This is a genomic window from Bacillus sp. 1A, from assembly GCF_052682215.1.
Window position 1 is genome coordinate 2,809,039 of record NZ_JBQYLZ010000001.1, and the last position, 19,432, is coordinate 2,828,470.

Annotated in this window: 21 protein-coding genes; 14 read left to right on the forward strand and 7 right to left on the reverse strand. The window is 33.4% G+C overall.

The genetic code is table 11. The features are described 5' to 3' along the window. The first annotated feature begins 53 nt into the window (after positions 1-53). The 6 genes from bshB2 to ACUN0F_RS14320 all read left to right on the forward strand — a co-directional run bounded on the left by bshB2 (position 54) and on the right by ACUN0F_RS14320 (position 4,564). Positions 54-734: a bacillithiol biosynthesis deacetylase BshB2 gene (gene bshB2, locus ACUN0F_RS14295; RefSeq protein WP_445540820.1), complete on the forward strand. Its 681-nt coding sequence runs from the start codon at positions 54-56 to the stop codon at positions 732-734. 23 nt (positions 735-757) lie between these two features. Beyond that, positions 758-1,531, forward strand: a complete 774-nt coding sequence (locus tag ACUN0F_RS14300; RefSeq protein ID WP_445539583.1) for an alpha/beta fold hydrolase — start codon at positions 758-760, stop codon at positions 1,529-1,531. A gap of 68 nt (positions 1,532-1,599) precedes the next feature. Then, the gene (gene pdxR / locus ACUN0F_RS14305) at positions 1,600-3,033 is read left to right on the forward strand and encodes a MocR-like pyridoxine biosynthesis transcription factor PdxR (protein ID WP_048545917.1); all 1,434 of its coding nucleotides are present in this window, start codon (positions 1,600-1,602) and stop codon (positions 3,031-3,033) included. A gap of 33 nt (positions 3,034-3,066) precedes the next feature. Then, a complete protein-coding gene (locus tag ACUN0F_RS14310; protein ID WP_098048823.1) occupies positions 3,067-3,423 on the forward strand; it encodes a CidA/LrgA family holin-like protein in 357 nt (118 codons plus the stop codon). Between the two features lie 23 nt (positions 3,424-3,446). Beyond that, positions 3,447-4,118, forward strand: coding sequence for an LrgB family protein (locus ACUN0F_RS14315; RefSeq protein ID WP_445539584.1), 672 nt, complete (start codon positions 3,447-3,449; stop codon positions 4,116-4,118). A gap of 20 nt (positions 4,119-4,138) precedes the next feature. Next, on the forward strand, positions 4,139-4,564 hold the full coding sequence (locus ACUN0F_RS14320; protein WP_098093347.1) for a YfmQ family protein: 426 nt from the start codon (positions 4,139-4,141) through the stop codon (positions 4,562-4,564). A gap of 22 nt (positions 4,565-4,586) precedes the next feature. Here the strand turns inward: ACUN0F_RS14320 and ACUN0F_RS14325 are convergent, their stop codons facing one another. Continuing rightward, on the reverse strand, positions 4,587-5,000 hold the full coding sequence (locus tag ACUN0F_RS14325; protein WP_445539585.1) for a CBO0543 family protein: 414 nt from the start codon (positions 4,998-5,000) through the stop codon (positions 4,587-4,589). Next, positions 4,963-6,141: a DUF2515 domain-containing protein gene (locus ACUN0F_RS14330; RefSeq protein ID WP_199694800.1), complete on the reverse strand. Its 1,179-nt coding sequence runs from the start codon at positions 6,139-6,141 to the stop codon at positions 4,963-4,965. Before ACUN0F_RS14330 ends, ACUN0F_RS14325 begins: the two co-directional genes overlap by 38 nt. A gap of 309 nt (positions 6,142-6,450) precedes the next feature. On the opposite strand from ACUN0F_RS14330, the gene ACUN0F_RS14335 reads away from it, so the two are divergent. From ACUN0F_RS14335 to ACUN0F_RS14350, 4 genes are read left to right on the forward strand one after another with little or no spacing between them, the layout of a single operon-like run. Next, on the forward strand, positions 6,451-7,437 hold the full coding sequence (locus ACUN0F_RS14335; protein WP_060487514.1) for a UDP-N-acetylglucosamine 4,6-dehydratase family protein: 987 nt from the start codon (positions 6,451-6,453) through the stop codon (positions 7,435-7,437). Then, on the forward strand, positions 7,434-8,345 hold the full coding sequence (locus ACUN0F_RS14340; protein WP_264460924.1) for an NAD-dependent epimerase/dehydratase family protein: 912 nt from the start codon (positions 7,434-7,436) through the stop codon (positions 8,343-8,345). The genes ACUN0F_RS14335 and ACUN0F_RS14340 overlap by 4 nt, the downstream gene beginning before the upstream one ends. A 25-nt stretch (positions 8,346-8,370) precedes the next feature. Then, positions 8,371-8,691, forward strand: coding sequence for a DUF6572 domain-containing protein (locus ACUN0F_RS14345; RefSeq protein ID WP_048545900.1), 321 nt, complete (start codon positions 8,371-8,373; stop codon positions 8,689-8,691). Positions 8,692-8,739: 48 nt separating this feature from the next. Further along, positions 8,740-9,807, forward strand: coding sequence for an undecaprenyldiphospho-muramoylpentapeptide beta-N-acetylglucosaminyltransferase (locus ACUN0F_RS14350; protein ID WP_087985008.1), 1,068 nt, complete (start codon positions 8,740-8,742; stop codon positions 9,805-9,807). 96 nt (positions 9,808-9,903) lie between these two features. On the opposite strand, the gene ACUN0F_RS14355 is transcribed toward ACUN0F_RS14350, so the two are convergent. After that, a complete protein-coding gene (locus ACUN0F_RS14355; protein WP_264460925.1) occupies positions 9,904-12,624 on the reverse strand; it encodes a sensor domain-containing phosphodiesterase in 2,721 nt (906 codons plus the stop codon). A gap of 438 nt (positions 12,625-13,062) precedes the next feature. On the opposite strand from ACUN0F_RS14355, the gene ACUN0F_RS14360 reads away from it, so the two are divergent. From ACUN0F_RS14360 to ACUN0F_RS14370, 3 genes are all read left to right on the forward strand, one after another. Continuing rightward, on the forward strand, positions 13,063-13,878 hold the full coding sequence (locus ACUN0F_RS14360) for an alpha/beta fold hydrolase (protein WP_431146529.1): 816 nt from the start codon (positions 13,063-13,065) through the stop codon (positions 13,876-13,878). Positions 13,879-13,908: 30 nt separating this feature from the next. Next, the gene (locus ACUN0F_RS14365; protein ID WP_264460927.1) at positions 13,909-14,484 is read left to right on the forward strand and encodes a histidine phosphatase family protein; all 576 of its coding nucleotides are present in this window, start codon (positions 13,909-13,911) and stop codon (positions 14,482-14,484) included. A gap of 317 nt (positions 14,485-14,801) precedes the next feature. Beyond that, positions 14,802-15,119: a hypothetical protein gene (locus ACUN0F_RS14370; RefSeq protein ID WP_097859095.1), complete on the forward strand. Its 318-nt coding sequence runs from the start codon at positions 14,802-14,804 to the stop codon at positions 15,117-15,119. Positions 15,120-15,211: 92 nt separating this feature from the next. On the opposite strand, the gene ACUN0F_RS14375 is transcribed toward ACUN0F_RS14370, so the two are convergent. Beyond that, a complete protein-coding gene (locus ACUN0F_RS14375) occupies positions 15,212-15,850 on the reverse strand; it encodes a YczE/YyaS/YitT family protein (RefSeq protein WP_001241260.1) in 639 nt (212 codons plus the stop codon). A 193-nt stretch (positions 15,851-16,043) separates the two neighbouring features. On the opposite strand from ACUN0F_RS14375, the gene pepT reads away from it, so the two are divergent. Continuing rightward, complete coding sequence (pepT, locus tag ACUN0F_RS14380) at positions 16,044-17,276, forward strand: peptidase T (protein WP_046956525.1); 1,233 nt, start codon at positions 16,044-16,046, stop codon at positions 17,274-17,276. Positions 17,277-17,311: 35 nt separating this feature from the next. Here pepT and ACUN0F_RS14385 read toward each other — a convergent pair whose 3' ends face one another. Genes ACUN0F_RS14385 through ACUN0F_RS14395 form a run of 3 tightly spaced genes read right to left on the reverse strand, consistent with a single transcriptional unit; the run spans position 17,312 to position 19,327 of the window. Beyond that, positions 17,312-18,223, reverse strand: a complete 912-nt coding sequence (locus ACUN0F_RS14385) for a DNA-3-methyladenine glycosylase family protein (protein ID WP_046956526.1) — start codon at positions 18,221-18,223, stop codon at positions 17,312-17,314. Next, the gene (locus ACUN0F_RS14390; protein ID WP_001088916.1) at positions 18,220-18,750 is read right to left on the reverse strand and encodes a methylated-DNA--[protein]-cysteine S-methyltransferase; all 531 of its coding nucleotides are present in this window, start codon (positions 18,748-18,750) and stop codon (positions 18,220-18,222) included. The genes ACUN0F_RS14385 and ACUN0F_RS14390 overlap by 4 nt, the downstream gene beginning before the upstream one ends. Before the next feature lie 4 nt (positions 18,751-18,754). Then, positions 18,755-19,327: a bifunctional transcriptional activator/DNA repair enzyme AdaA gene (locus ACUN0F_RS14395; RefSeq protein ID WP_000551293.1), complete on the reverse strand. Its 573-nt coding sequence runs from the start codon at positions 19,325-19,327 to the stop codon at positions 18,755-18,757. Positions 19,328-19,432: the final 105 nt, after the last annotated feature.

Consider the following 19,432-nt stretch of genomic DNA (forward strand, 5'->3'; position numbering starts at 1 on the left):
TAGTTTTGAAAGAAAAAGGTTAATATTGTATATGATGGAGGAGTATGATTTTGATAAAAAATGAACGCCACGTTTTAATTGTTTTTCCGCATCCAGATGATGAGTCATATTGCGTGGCAGGTACAATTTTAGCTTATGCGCAGCGAAATGTTCCTCTTACTTATGTTTGCTTAACGTTAGGTGAAATGGGGAGAACGATGGGGAATCCTCCTTTTGCAACACGTGAATCATTAAATGTTATAAGAGAGAAGGAACTAAAGAGCGCTACAAATATTTTAGGGATTAAAGATTTACGTATGATGGGATATCGTGATAAAACTCTTGAATTTGAAACTCCCGGAGAGTTAAGACGTGTAATACAAAAATGTGTAGAAGAAGTGAATCCCTCGTTAGTCATTTCTTTTTATCCGGGATATGCGGTTCATCCAGATTATGATGCAACAGGAGAAGCGGTAGCAGAGGCGTTAGCTAATATTCCGGAATATAAAAGGCCAACATTTTATGCGGTAGCTTTTTCGAAGAATCATGAAGCGGAAATAGGTCCTCCGCATTTTAAAAATGAAGTGAAAGAATATGTTCCCAAAAAGTTAGAGGCATTGCAAGCACATGCATCACAATTTGCGACGAAAGTAACGGAACTAAAAAGAGAGTATGAAGAAGGTGTACCGGAAACAGTAGAGTGGTTAGAAAAGGAACCATTTTGGATATATTCATTCAAAGATAAGAGTAAGTGACGTTATAGCTGAAGGTGATGAATATGTATTTTGAATATAAGAATCGGAAAATTTCTTACAATATAGAAGGATCGGGCCCTGTTATATTGTTATTACACGGTCTTGGTGGGAACGCAAACAATTGGCTATATCAAAGGCAATATTTCAAAGAGAATTGGACGGTGATTTCTCTTGATTTACCGGGGCATGGGAAATCTGAAGGGCTGGAAATTCCTTTTAAAGAATATGCAAATGTTTTGTATGAGTTATGCAGTTATTTAAAGTTACAAAAAGTAGTTATGTGTGGTCTTTCAAAAGGAGCTAGAGTCGGTATCGATTTTGCTATTCAATATCCAGGCTTTGTTTCCAGTTTAATTGTTGTAAATGCATTTCCCTATTTGGAGCCTGAAGATCGAAAAGAACGAATTGAAGTATATGATTTACTTAGCTTACACGATAATGGAAAAACATGGGCGGATACATTATTGAAGGCGATGGGAGTAGCAGATAATGAAGTAATTGTTAGGGGATTTTATCAATCTTTACAGTCTATTAATTCGGTGCATATTCAAAGATTATTTGCTGAATTAGTAGATTATGATCAAAGACCGTTTCTTTCAAATATTTCATGTCCTACTTTAATTATAAGAGGGGAAAATGATGATTTCGTTCCCGAGAAATATGTAAGAGAGTTTGAAAGACGTTTGAAAAATACAACTTTTATTGAGTTTAAAAATAGTGGACACTTACCTTATTTAGAACAGCCGACTAGCTTTAATATGACGGTAGAAAGATTTTTAAATCATGTAATTAATTAATACTATTATTAAAGTTAATACTGTTATTAGGGAATCAAGGATAGTTCGTTTTGAGAGGGGGCAACAAGGTGGAATGGAAACCAAATCGTGCAGATAAGACGCCTGTATATAAACAAATAGCGGATTATATGGAAAGGGGTATTTCTTCAGGTGAGTTTCCTTCTGACAGCAAGTTACCTTCTGAGCGTACGTTAGCGAAAGAATTACAGGTGAACCGGAGTACAATAGTAGCTGCGTATGAAGAATTAAAATCACTTGGAGTAGTAGAACGGCAAAAGGGAAGCGGAACAAGGGTCAATACAGATATATGGGGTGTCTCACATAAACGAATACCGAACTGGGGTAGGTACGTGGAGGATGGATCGTTCTTACCTAACGTACCACTCGTTCAACAAATTAGAACGGAAACACAAAAAGACGACTTAATTAATTTAGCGAGTGGTGAATTGTCACCAGAATTGATTCCGAGCGATAGATTCCGAACGATTTTGTCGGAGAAAACATTTATGGAAAACCTCGGTTATGACCATCCGCTTGGAAATGAAATGTTGAGAAAAACAATTGCAGCACATGTTCAGCAATATAAACAAATTGAAGCAGATTCGAATTCTATCCTTATTACATCTGGCGCACAACAGGCACTTAACCTTATCGTGCAATGCTTATTAAAACCAGGAGACGCGATTGCAATTGAAGATCCGTCGTATTGTTTTTCATTGCCGATGTTTAAATCTGCTGGCTTAAAAATATTCCATCTACCTGTTGATCAGCATGGAATGAATCCAGATGACTTAATTGATTTGCATAAAAAGCATCGTATTCGCATGGTATTTTTGAATCCAGATTATCAAAATCCAACGGGAACTGTGTTGTCATTAGCAAGGCGTAAAAAGGTTTTAGAGCTGTCTTCTGAATTTGGTATACCGATTGTAGAAGATGATCCGTATAGTTTAACTTCATTTAATGGAGAAGTGAATCCTACATTAAAGTCAATGGATCAAAACGGGAATGTTCTTTATATAAGTTCATTATCAAAAATTGTTGCATCAGGATTACGTATTGGCTGGGTAATTGGCCCTACGCGTGTAATAGAACGTTTAGCGGATGCAAAACAGCAAGTTGATTTTGGCCATAGTGTATTTACGCAGTGGGTGGCAAATCAATTTTTAGAATCAGAAGATTTTCATGCACATATTACAATGCTTCGTGAGCAATTGAAAGACAGAAGAGATGTGTTAATTAGAAAGCTTGAAGAAATATTAGGGGACCAGGTTGAATTTTTTGTTCCAGAGGGTGGAATACATTTATGGTGCAAAGTGCAAGGAACATTTGATGAATATCATTTATTAGGCGAATCTATACGAAATGGTGTAGCGTTTGTCCCGGGAAGTGTTTTAGGTACTAAAAATGAATATATTCGTTTTACTTTTGGGAGAGTAGATGTCGAACAAATTCAACTGGGAATTACGAGGTTTGCAGAAACGTTAAATGAGATCTCATAATAGTGATGCGTAATATTGAAATGAGGGAAAGAAATGAAGTACGTGGCGCTTTTACTGCAAGTAGGCGTGCTATATGTATTTAGCTTAGTTGGTACGTGGATTCAAGGAGTATTCCATTTATCAATGCCAGGAAGTTTAATTGGGATGTTAATGCTGTTTCTGCTCCTTTCTACTCGTATTTTACCATTAAAGTGGTTTGAGGAAGGTGCGGAAAAGTTACTCGTATTTTTACCGTTATTTCTAATTCCTTCGACAACAGGGCTGATGGAATTCGGGTCTTTTCTTTTCGGTAAGGGGAGTATTATATTCCTGTTAGTAGTTGCAAGTACGGTAGTAACTTTAATTGTTTCAGGATATATAAGTCAATTATTAGTAACATCAAAAAAATAAAATCGACAAGGTGCACGATGCAAATGGTCTTAATTATTATTACTGTAGTAATGTATGTATTGGCGACAAAGTTATATAAAAAAATTCCGTTTCCATTTACGTTACCGGTGTTAACAGTTACAGCGAGTATGATTTGCTTATTTTTAATTTTTGATATTTCTCATCATGAATATAGGGAAAATGGGGGAGATATTCTTTCCGGCTTATTAAGTCCTGCAATTGTAGCGTTAGCAATACCTTTATTTAAAGAGCGAAAAATACTTATGAAAAACTTTTTGTCGATACTTATCGGCGTAGCGGTAGGTATAGTGGCTTTAACGAGTATGAATGTAGTGATTGGCGGAATGTTAAATATAGATAAGGAACTCATATTAACAACACTGCCGCAATTAGCGACGATGCCTATCGCCATTTCATTAGCGGATCAAATTGGCGGTATTCCATCTATGACTTCTAGTTTTGTAGTTGTTGCAGGGATAACAGGTGCTATTATCGGACCAACAGTACTTAAGTTTTTCCGAATAACAAGTACGATTGGAAAAGGAGTGGGGATGGGCTGCGCATCACATATTATCGGTGTGAGTCGTCTCGTGAAGGAAGGCGAAAAAGAAGCGACAATCGGTTCGGTAACGATGATTGTAACGGGAATACTCATTAGTATATTCATACCGTATGGAACGAAATTTATATTTTAAAATGTAATGGAGATGAGAAAATGACAACATGGTTTATAGTTACTTTATTTATTTTTGGCGCTCTTAAAGTGCTAGTTTCTAGTATGCCAACTTCTGTTGTAGAATCAATTATTAGTAGATTTGAATTGCATCAAAAACTTGAAGAAGAGAATACCTCTATATCGATAGATGGAAAAAATATAGAGGGAGAAATGAAACTACAAGTTATTCATGAATTTAATGAGGCTTTATTTTTAGATAAACATTATTTCCCACCGCACGGGGAAGGAACACCGATCGTTATTAACACGAAGAAAGGGAATAAAGAGATTAGGTTTTCTCTGTATAGCCATGAGGAACATGTTGATGTAATCAAGCAATATAAGAAGAAAATCGTTGCCTACCGTTTACGTTCAAAAATTCTTCAAAATCCTGCATCATTAGCAATAACCGAAGATTATGCTTAAGAAGAGATCGATTATGGTCTCTTCATTTTTGTATGAAATGATATACTTTCCAAATAAAAGAAAAGAAAATCATATAGCCAAATAAAGAATATGTATGATTCCAATCCAAGCTATGAATAAAGAAACCGAATCTTTCAGCAACTTGTTCAAAAATGCTGGCAAAAATACCTATTGAAATAATAAGTAGAATTCTAGAAATTGTAGATAATGTTTTGGAAATTTGTATAAAAACAGCTGTTAAAATCGGTAGTACAAACAAAGTAAAGCCAATGTTAACTGAAAATATGGATGAGAATGGTCTAACCGGAAAGGAATATATTTGTTTCGCAACAAAGAAAGCATCTAAGCAAGTTCCGATAATAGAAGAGAGTAAGATTGTAACTGCTAATGCTAGAAAATCATTCTTCTTCTCGAAGGAGGACGTTTTTCTTTGCAAGAATTGCCAACTCAATTTTTTCCAGTGTTTTACAGTAGTCTTCTGTAATTTGTCCATTTATATTTTCCTCCTTATCTACTAAGTAATTTACAACTTGCCAGTCCGTAAACCAATCTTCATTGTCAACTTCTTCATGTTTCATATCTCGCCATGCATAGATGAGTGCAGGACTGTATATACGATAAGCGCCACTACGCAACTGGCATTTCTTTATTCGACGCTTATAAAACTCACGGGAAAAAGATTCATTGACACTTGAAAATAAATGAGGCCAGTAATCTTTCCTTGATCCTGTATGCGGATGGTGCTGGGCCCAGCTTATTATTTGAGATAAAACATGTGTGTCTCGAAATAATAATGAATACAACCTTTTTCCAATTAAGATTCGTTCGTGTAAGGAAGTGAAATGTTTCATTGTATCACCAAATAGTAATACTTTGAGTTTCTTATCATTTTCGTAGAATGGGAAAAGGATATGATTAAACTGAAAGAAATCAAAGAGTTTAAATCCAATACTATTAAGTACAGTCTTTTTAAATTGTATATTTTGAATTACTCTTTTTTCTAAGTAGTGTTGTTCATTAATAATAGTTGCAATGGCTAATGTTTTTTTGTTACCTGTTTTCCAAAAATCGTTCCACATCGTTTCCATAAATGTAGAAACATTTAGGTGAGGGAGAAGGTGAAATAGCTTTTGTGCTCTTTTCACACTTTGTTCATAAAGCAGAAATTGAGGATATACATCTTGGAAAATAAGCCAATTCCCTCTTTCTAAAAAAGAAAAAAATGTGATTTGATCTTTCTCTGATAAAATTTTCGTATATAAATCGCCCTTTAAATCAGTCATATTCCAACCGCCGTTACGTGATACCATATGCCCAAGTAGTGCCCAATGTATTTCTGGATATTGAGTGTAAAATTGGTAGTATGCGCGTGTTCTTGTCACATTATTTTTATTTAGCTGTTCTGTTTGTATTTTTATGTTGTTGATGATGAGTTGCTCTTCTTTCGTTAATTTATACATCGAGCCAGAATGTATGAGTTTGCTTTTTTGTTTTAATTCATTTTTTACATCAAATAGGGAGAGAGGCAGTGCTTTGGAAGGTCCGTTATATGTATGATTTGAATTGCTTCGGTACATTCCGTTACCTCCATTTTTCATAAATTTAAACATGATTATTGGCTATGAATCGTTCTATTTATTTTATTACGAGTATAAGAAATAAATGAGCGGTGTTTTTTACAAGGGTTTAGTTATCATGCAAAAAGTATAAAAAATCTTACTGTTGTGAGGTGAAATAAAAAACAGAAACTATTTTTAATAGTTTCTGTTTTTTTATTTTGTCAATTAAATGTAACAAACGACAATTATGATTTAAATCAATTGAAAATAATTCAATAAATTTTATAAATACAATTTTAATTGAAATGTGTGGTAGGAGGAAAAGAAATGCTAAATAAAATAATTTTAATTACTGGTGGTACAGGTTCGTGGGGACAGGAACTTATAAAACAATTATTAGAAAAATCACCGAAAGAAATTAGAGTTTTTTCAAGAAATGAAACGGTTCAGTTTGAAATGCAGCAACAGTTTATAAATGATGATAGATTAAAATTTATTATTGGAGATATTCGTGATAAAGAACAACTAGTCTATGCATGCCAAGGTGTCCATTATGTATTCCATCTTGCAGCTTTAAAACATGTTCCAGTATGTGAGTATTATCCTTATGAAGCTATAAAAACAAATATACATGGTACACAAAATGTAATTGAAGCATCTATACAGATGCAAGTTGAGAAAGTTATATATGTTTCAACGGATAAAGCAGCCGATCCATCAAATACGTATGGGATGACAAAAGCAATTGGTGAGAAGTTAATGGTGCATGCGAATATGCAAACGAAGAAAACAAAATTCATTTGTGTTCGTGGTGGAAATGTTTTGGGGACGAGCGGAAGTGTGGTACCACTCTTTAAAAAACAAATTAAAAAATCTTTACAAGTAGGGATTACCGATGCAAGTATGACTAGATTTTTCTTAACGATTGAAGATGCTGTTGGATTGTTATTTAAAGCCGTATATCAAGGTAGAGGTGGGGAAATCTTTGTTATGAAAATGCCGGCATGTAAAATAACAGATTTAGCAGAAGTGTTAATTGAAGATTCGAAAAAGGAAAACGTGAAGGTAAAAGAAGTAGGGATAAGACCGGGTGAAAAATTAAGTGAAATGCTTTTATCTGAGGTAGAGAGTAAAACAAGTATAAGTTTTGATCAAAATTATTTTGTGGTACTACCGACTATTCCTATAGAAGGACTGCAAGAATATTATGCTAGCTATCCGCTTGTGGATGTGAAGAGTTTTAGTTCTCAACAAGACTTACTTACAAAACACGAGGTGAAACAAATGTTATTAAAAGGAGGGTTTTTACGATGAAAAAAAATGCGAGTCTTTTAATAACAGGTGCAAATGGTTTCACAGGACGCCATGCTTGCCAATATTTTTTAGAGCAGGGCTTTCATGTAATTCCTATGTTTCAAAATCGTGCACATAGAGAAATAATTGGGAATGGTATTACTTGTAATTTAACTAATAAGAGCGAAGTAATGAAGGTAATGAAACAAATAAAGCCAGATTATGTATTGCATTTAGCAGGAAAGAATTCGGTCATAGAGTCTTGGACAGCTGCTCTTGAATATGTAGAGGTTAATGTAATAGGGACGTTATATTTATTAGAAGCAATTAAGCAAGAAGTACCTCACTGTAGAACATTGGTTATAGGATCTGCTTTGCAAGCAGATAGTATGAGCAATATAAAAATTTCAAATCCATATAGTTTAAGTAAAACGATGCAAGTCATTATTGCAGAGGCGTGGAGTGAATTAACGAATTCAAATATTATCATTGCAAAGCCCTCGAATTTAATTGGTCCAGGAGTATCGAATGGTATTTGTTCTATTCTTGCAAAAAAAATGATAACTATAGAGTCGAATAAAAGTGAAGCAATTATTGAAGTAAACAGTTTGAAAGATAGTAGGGATTTTCTAGATGTACGTGATGCGGTTAAAGCGTATCATGTGTTATTGCGCGATGGAATAAATGGAAAACAATATAATATTGGATCAGGGATAAAACGGTCTTTATTAGATGTAATAGAACAATACAAAGAATTAACACAGCTGAGTTTTTCCATAAAAGAAGCAGAGCATAGTGGAAGCGAATCAAATGAGAGTTTAGTAATAGAGGATATAAAAAGGTTAGGTTGGGTCCCAGAAATTCAATTCCATCAATCATTAAAAGATGTACTCGAGTATGCGAAGTGTAGTGAAATCTGCATTCAATGAAAAATGAAAAGGGTGTAAGAAATATATGAATGGCTATAAAACAATAGATAATCAAAATACGCTATTTCTTTTAATTGTTGATACGCTGGACTGGAAAGATGAGGAAGAGCATGTTTTGTGTATCTATGAGGCGATAAATAAATGTCAAGCCTATGTGGAAGGTAAAAAGGGTGATAGGAAAAATCCAGTAATAGGTACAGGAACTAGGCCTGTAATTCAAGTCTTTGCTCAGTATGAATGTAGTGAGTATGGAAATGATTTTTATGATCTTATTAAAGATTTTTTGCAAGATATAGGGTTTGAGCTAAATGTTTATATAAATAATAGTAAGTTTACTTACATTTAATAGATTAGTATAAAACAAGATTTTTAATGATAAAGGTGGATATAAATTATGAATAAAAAGATTCTCTTTACTGGGGGCGGTACAGCCGGACACGTAATGATTAATATGGTATTGATTCCTAAATTTATGGAAAAAGGATGGGGAATTGAGTATATTGGATCTCAAAATGGAATTGAAAAACTATTAGTTCAAAATGTGAAATACAACAGTATTTCAACGGGGAAGCTTAGGAGATATTGGGATTGGGAGAACTTTAAAGATCCTTTTAAAATAATAAAAGGTTGCATACAAAGTTATAAATTGATGAAACGAATAAAACCAGATGTTGTTTTTTCGGCAGGAGGATTTGTGTCCGTTCCTGTAGTAATAGGAGCGTGGATGAATAAAGTACCTGTAATAATACGTGAACCAGATAGTACGTTAGGATTAGCAAATAAAATAGCATTACCTTTTACTACAAAACTATGCACAACATTTCCTCAGACAGGAGAAAATGTAAGTAATGAGAAGAAGGTTTATGTAGGACCAATTGTAAGGGAAGAAATTGAGAGGGGCAATGTATTGCGGGGAAGAAGCTATTGTAAATTTCAGCAAGATAAACCAGTATTGTTAATTATGGGTGGGAGTCAAGGTGCTCAATGGATAAATGATATGGTAAGGGGAAGTTTGGAAAAATTACTATTAAATTTTAATATTGTTCATATGTGCGGTAAAGGGAAGGTGGATTCATCTATTGGTATGGAAGGTTATATGCAATTTGAGTATATAGGGGACGAGTTGCCGCATATACTAAATATGGCGAGTGTTGTAGTTTCTAGAGCAGGTTCTACTGCTATTTCTGAATTGCTATTTTTGAAGAAACCGATGTTGCTTATCCCGTTAACTAACAGTTCTAGTAGGGGAGATCAAGTTTTAAATGCTGAATATTTTTCTCGGCAAGGATATGCGGAAGTTATAATCCAGGACAGAATAAGTACGAATGTATTCATACATGCAGTAAATAAGTTGTATACAAATAAGGAGAGATATATTCAAAACATGAATGGATATAAGAAAACAAATGATGAGGGGATTCATCAATTAATAGATATAATAAATGAAGTGGTGAAGGAATAGAAATTTAAATAAAAAAACAAAAGGAAAGAAGATATCTTCTTTCCTTTTTACTATAGTTGTTCAAATTCATTATTACTTATCCATATTAGCAATATACTATAGGTGAATACCGATTTCTAATAGCTTAGTAAATGCATGAGTATGGATAGGTTTACTATAATAGTAACCTTGAATAAACTGACATTTATTTTTTTGAAGGAAATTCACATGTTCTTTCGTTTCTACACCTTCTGCAATGACAGACATTTCTAATGTATGTGCTAATGTGATAATCGTTTTAATAATTTCCATTCCGTCTTCACACGTTTCAGACATTGTAATAAATTCTCTTGGGATTTTTAACGTATCTATTGGATATAAAGGTAAATACGCTAGTGAAGAATAACCTGTACCAAAGTCGTCGATTGAAATGTGAACTCCTAAACCCTTTAGTGTGCGGAGCTTTATCAATGTTTCTCGCTCATCCATCATTGCAATGCGCTCTGTTAATTCAAGGTCGAGAGAACTTGCCGGTAAGCCTGTAGTTGCTAATGTAGAAGAAATAGACTTTACAAAATCTTCTTGTTCAAATTCTTTAGCAGATAAGTTTACACCAATTTTTAAATGAGAATATCCGAGTGTGTGCCAACGTTTCATTTGCTCACAAGCCTGCTGCAATGTCCATTTTCCTATTGGAATAATTTGTAGTGTTTCTTCAGCAATCGGAATAAATTCATATGGAGAAATAACGCCTAATTCAGGATGATTCCACCTGATTAGAGCTTCTGCACCGATAATTTTATTAGATTCACTATCAACTTGAGGTTGATACAAAAGGAACAATTCTTCATTTTGTATTGCGTTTGGTAAATCTTTTTCTAATCGTAATCGTCTTTCAATTTTTTTAGCGATTACATCGTCATAAATAGAGACAGAGTTAAGCTCTTTTGCCTTTGCATCATACATTGCAACATTAGCGTTTTTCAAAAGTGTAGCGGTATCGATTCCGGAATGTGGATAAATAGCGATGCCGATACTAAGTGATAAAGTTAATGTATGCTCATGTATGACAAACGGTTTTTCCATGCATTCAAATAACTGGTTGCATAAATCGAATAAGGAATCTTCGTCAGTATAGTTTTCAATTAAGATTGTAAATTCATCGCCACCGATTCTTGACAGATGAGTATGTGATGGAAGACATGATTGGAATCGCTTCGCTACTTCTTCTAATATGTGATCTCCTGCCGAATGTCCAAGTGTATCGTTAATTGCTTTAAAGCGATCTAAATCTAAGTATAATAATGCGAACTCACTGTCTGTTGTTTTAGCATTTTTTATAACTCTTTTTAATTTCTTATGGAAAAAGGCACGGTTCCCAATTTTCGTTACCGTATCATGGAATGCTAAATACTTTATTTCTTCTTGTTGCTTTTTTAGTGCGGTAATATCTTTTACCATAATATAGCTTCCTGAAATTTGTCCGTCTATTATAATAGGGACGATGGTAACGTATAAAAAATAAGTAAAACCATCTTTATATTTAGAACTTAGTTGTAAGTATGCCGATTCTTGTTGTTTCACCTTTTCTAATGCAGATGTTAGTTTATGTTTGTCTTCATCTAAAATAATCGAAAAACAAGTTTCACCGAGTAACTCATCTGTTGGTGCTCCAAGTAGCATACTTCCGGCTTGATTTACATTTAAGAATACGCCATGTAAATCAATTGTAAAAATAGGATCAGGATGATATTCATATAACGATTTAAACTTTTGTTGTTTTTGAGATAGAGCCTCTGATTTATGAACTAAATCAGAAGTCCGTAAAGTCACTTTTTCTTCTAGTTGCGCATTGAATGCCTGTAAACGTTTTGTTAGGGAATTGTTTTGCATACGTACAATAGAATGACGAATGAGTACGAAAATAAAAGTAATACAATTTCCTGTAATGAGAGTTGAGGATGATGTTTGTTCTTTTAATGTAAACCCGATTAGTATTGCAACAGCAAGATAGGGAAATACAACTAAAGCCTTTTTTCCTATTATAGGGTTAACAATGAAATAATTTTTATGGCTATTACGATCTGCTGAAATAGATCCAGCTATTGCAATAAATAATATAGGTATTCTATATAAAAGACGTAATAATGTTATCGTTTCAGTTGCTAAATGGTTATTTAAGTAAAAATAAATATAGTTAAAAGTTGCAGAACTTATTAATACAAAAATAAAGATATAAATCTTCCGTTTAGAATTAAAAATTGTCGGACGGAAAAAGAGACTAACGCCTAGTAGAAGAAATAATAAATCTGCAATTGGATATAGAAATGAAAGGAAAACATCTCCTAGTGAAAGAGAGAATATATTTAAATTTGGTTGATTAAATAAATACCACTCTAATGTGAATATGGAAGTAAGTACTATACATATATCACAAATAAAGAACGCTTTTTCCCATTTATCGCATTCTTTTAAAATTTTATAACTGAAAGCGATAAGACAAAAGAGTAGAAAAAACATGTAAAATACATCAGAAATAGTAAAACGATGTATTGGAATTTCGAAGAAGCTATCTTGATATGTATATACTATTTTTCCTAATAAAAAACTCCCAATTGCTATTGTGATACATACCCAAAATGGATTTGAACTGACTTTTTTAGAATATATAGAATAAATTAGTGATACAAATGTAATGGCTTCAACGATAAGTGAAGCGAAGCGTACATCCGAATTTGAAAAATGAGTAGGGAACAGGTAAAAAAATATAAAATAGATTGAATAGCATATTAATGTTCCGATTAATATACATAGTTGTAAATTTTTATTTAATTTCAATAAAATCACCTTCTTTAATTATGCACTATATTCGTAATATCTATACGTAATAATATTATTTAAGAATTGTATCAGATTTCCTTGTAAAAATCTTGTTTATAAGGAAAGTATTGAAGAGTTTAATACTTCTTAAAATTGAAAAATATCGAGTTTGATAATATGTACTTCATCAAGATTTTAAATGGAAATTGTATATTTAGTCATCCTTTGAATTGTAAAGGTTTTTTAGTGATTTGTAAGAGGAGATGCACAATTGCATATAAAATGATGAGAATCCTCTTTCTAGCTGATCTTTGGATTGTTATAGGCTATTTTAAGTAAGGTTTTCATTTTTAATCTGAAAAGTAACATTTGTAAAAATGTTACAAAAGGATATAAAATAAGAACGTGTATTCTTACAGAGTGGATAGTATTTTCACTAAATAGGGAGGACTTTTTATGTTATGGCGAATTAAAGATGCGGAAATATACTATGAAATTGTTGGAGAGGGGAAACCGGTCTTTATTATACATGGCTGTGCTCCGGATCATAGGTTAATGATGAAATGTATGGAATCAGTATTTCAAAAATATGAAGGTTATCAACGAATATATATTGATTTACCTGGAATGGGAAAGTCGAACGCTCCAGATTGGATAAATAGTTCAGATCATATATTAGAAGTGTTAACTATATTTATTGAAGAAATCATTCCAAAGAAAGATTTTTTACTAGTAGGAGAGTCTTTCGGCGGATATTTAGCTAGAGGGATACTTTCAAAAATGTTTGAGAGAGTCAATGGATTATTATTAATATGTCCTGTGGTTGTTGCGCTGACAAAAGAAAGACGTTTACCGGATAAACAGATAATTGTACAAGATAAGGAGTTTTTAAATACGTTAACTTCTACCGAAAGAAATGAATTTAGCGAGTTAGCAGTGGTAGCAAATAAAAATACATATAAGCGATTTAAAGAAGAAATTAAGCCGGGGTTAGATGTTGCTAATTATGAATTTATTGAAAGATTGCAAAAAAATTATTCTCTTACTATGGAGTTTCACCGAAAGAAATATGAGAAACCCGTTCTTTTATTAGCAGGAAGACAAGATATATCGGTAGGTTATCGAGATATTATAGAAATTATTGAAGATTATCCAAGAGCAACATTAGCGGTGCTTGATATGGCGGGACATAATTTGCAAATTGAACAGCCTGAACTATTCGAGAGTTTAGTAGGAGAATGGATTACACGAACAAAACAACAAGATTTATAAAAAACGAATGAATATTTTCAAGGAGGAAGTATGAATACATATATCTATATGGTTAGGCACGGTGAATCATCAAAATTAGAAGGGAGTGAAAGAACACGTGGTTTAACTGAAAAGGGAAGTTTAGACGCTCATAGAGTAACAGACATATTAAAAACAGAGGGAATCGATACTTTCATTTCAAGTCCATATAAGAGGGCTGTGTTAACGATAGAAAAAACAGCCAATTTCTATGAAAAAGAAATATTAATATATGAAAACCTTAAAGAGTGTATGTTTTCCAGTGGGGATCAAGTTATATCAGATAAAGAGGTGTATCCGCTTGTAAAGAAGATGTTCTCTAATCCTGACTTTACACTCATGGAAGGAGAGTCATATAAGGATTGTCAGAGACGGGTAGTGAAAGTGTTAAAGGAAATATTAATGGATTTTCAAGGACAAAAAATTGTAATTGGCACACATGGGCTTGTAATGACACTCATGATGAATTATTTTGATAAGCAATACGGGTTTGAATTTCTAATACATACATCAAAGCCTGACATATATAAGCTGGAATTTAATGCTGAACAATTATTGAATGTAAAAAAATTATGGATAGGAGAATGAAACTGAATATATGGAGTGTGTTTAATTTTTACTTATAAAACACACTCTTTTTTATAGAATGCATTTTTATCAACTATTTTTAGAATGTTAAATTAATAAGTAATTATTCAATTTCTGAATAATATAAATGGAAGTTGGTTTAAGGAAACAATTTTAAGTTTGACGAAACTCCAAACGTTGGATTTATATTCAAACAGAGAAAAAGATGTAGAATTTTGTCTTACGGTCCCCGTTTACTTTTCATTTCATTACATATAGGCTTTGTGGTGTAAAGGGGAACATCATCTTTACACAAAATTTATAAGGAGGACATTGTGATGAAAAAGATTAAAAAGTTTGCGGGAGTTGCTTTAGCGGGGACGATTGGATTAAGTGGACTACTGTTTTTAGAACAAAGTGTAAGCGCTGCGGAAACAAAGCAGGTGAAAGAAGGAAATTTCAATGCGATTGATGTAACGATGAATCAAAGTGAATTTTATGTATTGAGTGGTAGAAGTATTGATATTCTTTCTGGAGATAAAGAAGCAATTCAGTTAAATAAATACACAATTCGTTTTAGTAAACCAGGGAAGTATGTAATTAAAGTAAATGGCTGTATTTATGACGATGTATATACTTTTATTGTGAATGAGTAGTATATATTCTGAAATTGTGAGATGAAAAAAGAAACACCCTATTTGCGGTGAGAATCGTAAATAGGGTGAATTTATTTGTATTAAGCTGTACTTTAAATATGTTCACTAACTTTCTCTTTGTTATGTAAAGTATGTAAGAGTGTTTGAAACATCTTAAATGATTGCTGAAAGATTGGACTTTGAATAAAGGTGTACAGAAAAGTTACGATGAAAACAGGACCTCCTAGCATAAATCCAATAACTAGTACAACACATTCTACTATAATTCTAGCACGGCTAATAGACAGTCCTGTTTTGTCGGAAATAGTAAGCATGAATCCATCGCGAGGGCCAGCACCAATCCCAGCCGCAACATACATCCCTCCCCCAATACCTGTAATTGCAATACCAGCAAATAAAATGAGTAAGTTTATCCATAAATAATCACTAGCGTTTGGAAGGATATTTGATTGTAAGAAAAAGTCCATAATGGGACCGATAAGTAGTGCATTTAAAAATGTGCCCACATTTATATATTTTCGATCTACTAGTAAAGAAATGAGAACGAGACATAATCCACATATGACACTCCACGTACCAATGGTCCACCCAAACCTTTGGTAGAGAGCCATATTTAAAACTTCCCAAGGGTGTAAACCGAGAAATTTAACTTTGACTGCAAGGGCGTTTCCAAGGCCGAAAAAAATTAATCCTAAGAAAAAAAGAAAATAGCGAAAGAGAGTTAGCCTCATCTTTAAAACCTCCTATATTGTATAATTATGTATATTACATGTAAGAGTTTTGATGTACAAATATTACGACTTTTTAGCTGCTATTTAAAATTGCTAAAATACAAATGAAATATATATTCGCAGTCGAAAAAGTTAAAATATTTCGTTTTAAGGATTATAATAGAACGAGAAACATAAAAGGGAGTGAATGAGTTTGAAACAAGAACTTATTGAAAGATTTACGAGATATGTAAAGATTGATACACAATCAAATGAAGAAAGTCATACAGTACCAACAACATCTGGACAAATTGAGTTTGGGAAGTTATTAGTGGAAGAGTTAAAAGAGATTGGCTTAACAGAAGTAACAATGGATGATAATGGGTATGTAATGGCAACACTTCCTGCTAATACGGATAAGGATGTTCCAGTAATCGGCTTTTTAGCACATTTAGATACGGCAACAGACTTTACAGGGAAAAACGTAAAACCACAAATTCATGAAAATTTTGATGGCAATGCAATTACGTTAAATGAAGAGCTAAATGTTGTGTTAACGCCAGAACAGTTTCCGGAATTACCATCATATAAAGGACACACGATTATTACAACGGATGGTACGACACTTCTAGGAGCAGATGATAAAGCTGGTCTGACTGAAATTATGGTTGCAATGAACTATTTAATACATAATCCGCAAATTAAACATGGGAAAATAAGAGTAGCATTTACTCCGGATGAAGAAATTGGTCGTGGGCCAGCGCATTTTGATGTAGAAGCATTTGGTGCATCATGTGCTTATACGATGGATGGAGGTCCATTAGGTGGTTTAGAGTATGAAAGCTTTAATGCTGCAGGTGCTAAGTTAACGTTTAACGGAACGAATACACATCCTGGAACAGCGAAAAATAAAATGCGTAACGCAACTAAACTTGCTATGGAGTTTAATGGGCACTTACCAGTAGAAGAGGCACCAGAATATACAGAAGGCTATGAAGGATTCTATCATTTACTTTCATTAAATGGTGATGTTGAGCAAAGTAAAGCGTATTATATTATTCGAGATTTTGATCGTGAAAATTTTGAGGTGCGTAAACATAACGTTGAAAATATTGTGAAGCAAATGCAAGAGAAGTATGGACAAAATGCAGTCGTTTTAGAAATGAATGATCAATACTATAACATGCTCGAAAAAATCGAACCAGTGAGAGAAATTGTTGATATTGCATATGAAGCGATGAAAAGTTTAAATATCGAACCAAACATTCACCCGATTCGTGGTGGAACAGATGGATCACAATTATCGTATATGGGATTACCAACGCCGAATATTTTCACAGGTGGTGAAAACTATCACGGTAAATTTGAATATGTTTCGGTGGATACGATGGAAAAAGCTGTTCAGGTTATTGTGGAAATCGCAAGACGATTCGAAGAACAAGCTTAAAAAAACCAAGTAGTGCGGATGCGCTACTTGGTTTTTTAGTATAATACTCGCCACAAATAAAAAGTTGCGTAAGACTCCCAGTTGGTCCAATTTGCCGCAAAATCTTTTATTTCCTGTTTAGTCGGTTTACTTTCAGAACCTGTTATATATTTAATTGCATTGTGCAAGCCAACATCGTCAATGGGAAAAGCGGAAGGAAATCGTAAACAGCGCATTAAAACATAGTTGGCAGTCCACGGTCCTATACCATGTATAGCAGTTAATTGTTTTTCAGCTTGTTGCACATCTTGTATTTGCAGTAAAGATTCTTTTGATAATTTTCCTTCTGTAATAAGCTTTGCAATACCGATTACATATTCGCATTTTCTAGTCGTCATTTTTAAGTTTTTGAGATCCTCTACATGTAAATTGGCAATCGTTTCAGGAGAAGGGAATATCCAATGTTTTCTATCGTTCCATTCTACATAATTTCCAAAGTGTTCGACTAATCTTCTTTTTAGTGTATAAGCATATGTGAGATTAATTTGCTGACCGATAATTCCCCAGGAAAGTGCTTCAAATAAGTCTGGAATACCTAAAGTACGAAGCCCATAATATTGTTCAATTGGTCCTTGAAGGAGTACATCATGTTTAGCTAATGTATAAAAGGGAGCTAAATCAGTAGTTAAATCAAACCACTCTTTTACATAGTGAGCTACAGCTTCGCATATCGATTCTTCAGATGTATATGATTCTTCTAAAAAACGTATTTGAATATTATCATCCGAGTTCATACTAATTTCAACTAAAGGATGTACATCCTGAACAGGGATAACTTTATAAATTTTGTTATCTTCAATGTGGAACATACATTCATTGTTAGAACGTGATAGATAGCGTAAATTTTCTTGGAAACTAAATTCTGTTGGAACTGCTAAAGTTAATGTGCTAGTATATTTTGCTGTCATATGCATTTTACCTGAGACTTTTCTAATGTAAGCAACACTTTCTTCATTTCTAATCCACCCCTAAAACCGGTTAGTTTACCATTCTTTCCAATAACACGATGGCAAGGAATTGTAATGAGAAGAGGGTTGGCAGCAATAGCAGTAGCAACGGCACGCACAGCAGTAGGTTTTTGCATTCTTTCGGCAATTTCTGAATAAGAGTATGTCTTTCCATAAGGAATTTCACGTACCGTATTCCAAACAGATAATTGAAAATCAGTTCCGTAAGCATCGATAGGGAATGTAAAAGTTTCACGTTTACTTTCTAAATACTCGATAACTTCTTTCATATATGATTGTAGGTAATCTGGATTACATGCCAATATATGTTGTGGCAATTTCTTTCTAGCCCATATATTTAGTTCTTCAAATTTTTCATCTTGTGATCCAATGAAGCATAGTCCATTTTCAGTTGCAGCAATATGAAAATGCCAATTTTCATGTGTAAGTAGCGTCCAATATATAAATTTATTTTTGGAGGAATTTATTATTTTATCCTTCTTTCATTTCGTTCTTTTTTCGATATTCAGTAGGAGTAAGTCCGGTTTTCTTTTTAAATAAAGTTGCGAAATACTCTGGGTTTTCTATCCCGACAGCAGTACTAATTTCTTTAATGGATTGATTTGTGTGTAAAAGGTGTTCTGCCGCTTTAACAATCCTAAACTGCTGTATATATTCTATTGGACTTATTCCTGTTACTTTTTTGAAAGTGCGTTGCAAATGAAATGGGCTACCATGACATATTTCAGCAAGTATGTCGAGAGTTAATAATTCGTCAAAGTGCTTTTTGATATAATCTTTAATTTGTTCTACCCACTCTTCATTAGGTAAAGTGAGCCCATTTGGTTTACAACGTTTGCAAGGGCGAAATTTTTCACTTAATGCTTGCTCTGCATGATGAAAAATTCGTACATTGTTTCTATTCGGTATTCTTGATTTGCATGACGGTCGGCAAAAGATTCCGGTTGATTTCACAGCATAAAAGAATTTACTATCATAGGAAGGGTCATTATGAATAATTGCTTGCCAATGCTCATTTGTTAACGTAATCCCTTCATTGTGCAAAGAACATCACCTCTGAAATTAGTATAACCTGAATAAAGTGCGTATGTATGTATTCACAAATGTAAGAGCAAGATTACAAAGGTGAAAATATGATTGTTTTTCTAT

Coding starts and splice junctions, on each gene's coding strand:
- ACUN0F_RS14385 (WP_046956526.1), bottom strand. CDS start 18,223: ATGACAGCAAAATATACTAGCACATTAACTTTAGCAGTTCCAACAGAA.
- ACUN0F_RS14365 (WP_264460927.1), top strand. CDS start 13,909: ATGAATACATATATCTATATGGTTAGGCACGGTGAATCATCAAAATTA.
- ACUN0F_RS14370 (WP_097859095.1), top strand. CDS start 14,802: ATGAAAAAGATTAAAAAGTTTGCGGGAGTTGCTTTAGCGGGGACGATT.
- ACUN0F_RS14345 (WP_048545900.1), top strand. CDS start 8,371: ATGAATGGCTATAAAACAATAGATAATCAAAATACGCTATTTCTTTTA.
- ACUN0F_RS14360 (WP_431146529.1), top strand. CDS start 13,063: ATGTTATGGCGAATTAAAGATGCGGAAATATACTATGAAATTGTTGGA.
- ACUN0F_RS14340 (WP_264460924.1), top strand. CDS start 7,434: ATGAAAAAAAATGCGAGTCTTTTAATAACAGGTGCAAATGGTTTCACA.
- ACUN0F_RS14320 (WP_098093347.1), top strand. CDS start 4,139: ATGACAACATGGTTTATAGTTACTTTATTTATTTTTGGCGCTCTTAAA.
- ACUN0F_RS14330 (WP_199694800.1), bottom strand. CDS start 6,141: ATGTACCGAAGCAATTCAAATCATACATATAACGGACCTTCCAAAGCA.
- ACUN0F_RS14310 (WP_098048823.1), top strand. CDS start 3,067: ATGAAGTACGTGGCGCTTTTACTGCAAGTAGGCGTGCTATATGTATTT.
- ACUN0F_RS14300 (WP_445539583.1), top strand. CDS start 758: ATGTATTTTGAATATAAGAATCGGAAAATTTCTTACAATATAGAAGGA.
- ACUN0F_RS14375 (WP_001241260.1), bottom strand. CDS start 15,850: ATGAGGCTAACTCTCTTTCGCTATTTTCTTTTTTTCTTAGGATTAATT.
- ACUN0F_RS14335 (WP_060487514.1), top strand. CDS start 6,451: ATGCTAAATAAAATAATTTTAATTACTGGTGGTACAGGTTCGTGGGGA.
- ACUN0F_RS14315 (WP_445539584.1), top strand. CDS start 3,447: ATGGTCTTAATTATTATTACTGTAGTAATGTATGTATTGGCGACAAAG.
- ACUN0F_RS14350 (WP_087985008.1), top strand. CDS start 8,740: ATGAATAAAAAGATTCTCTTTACTGGGGGCGGTACAGCCGGACACGTA.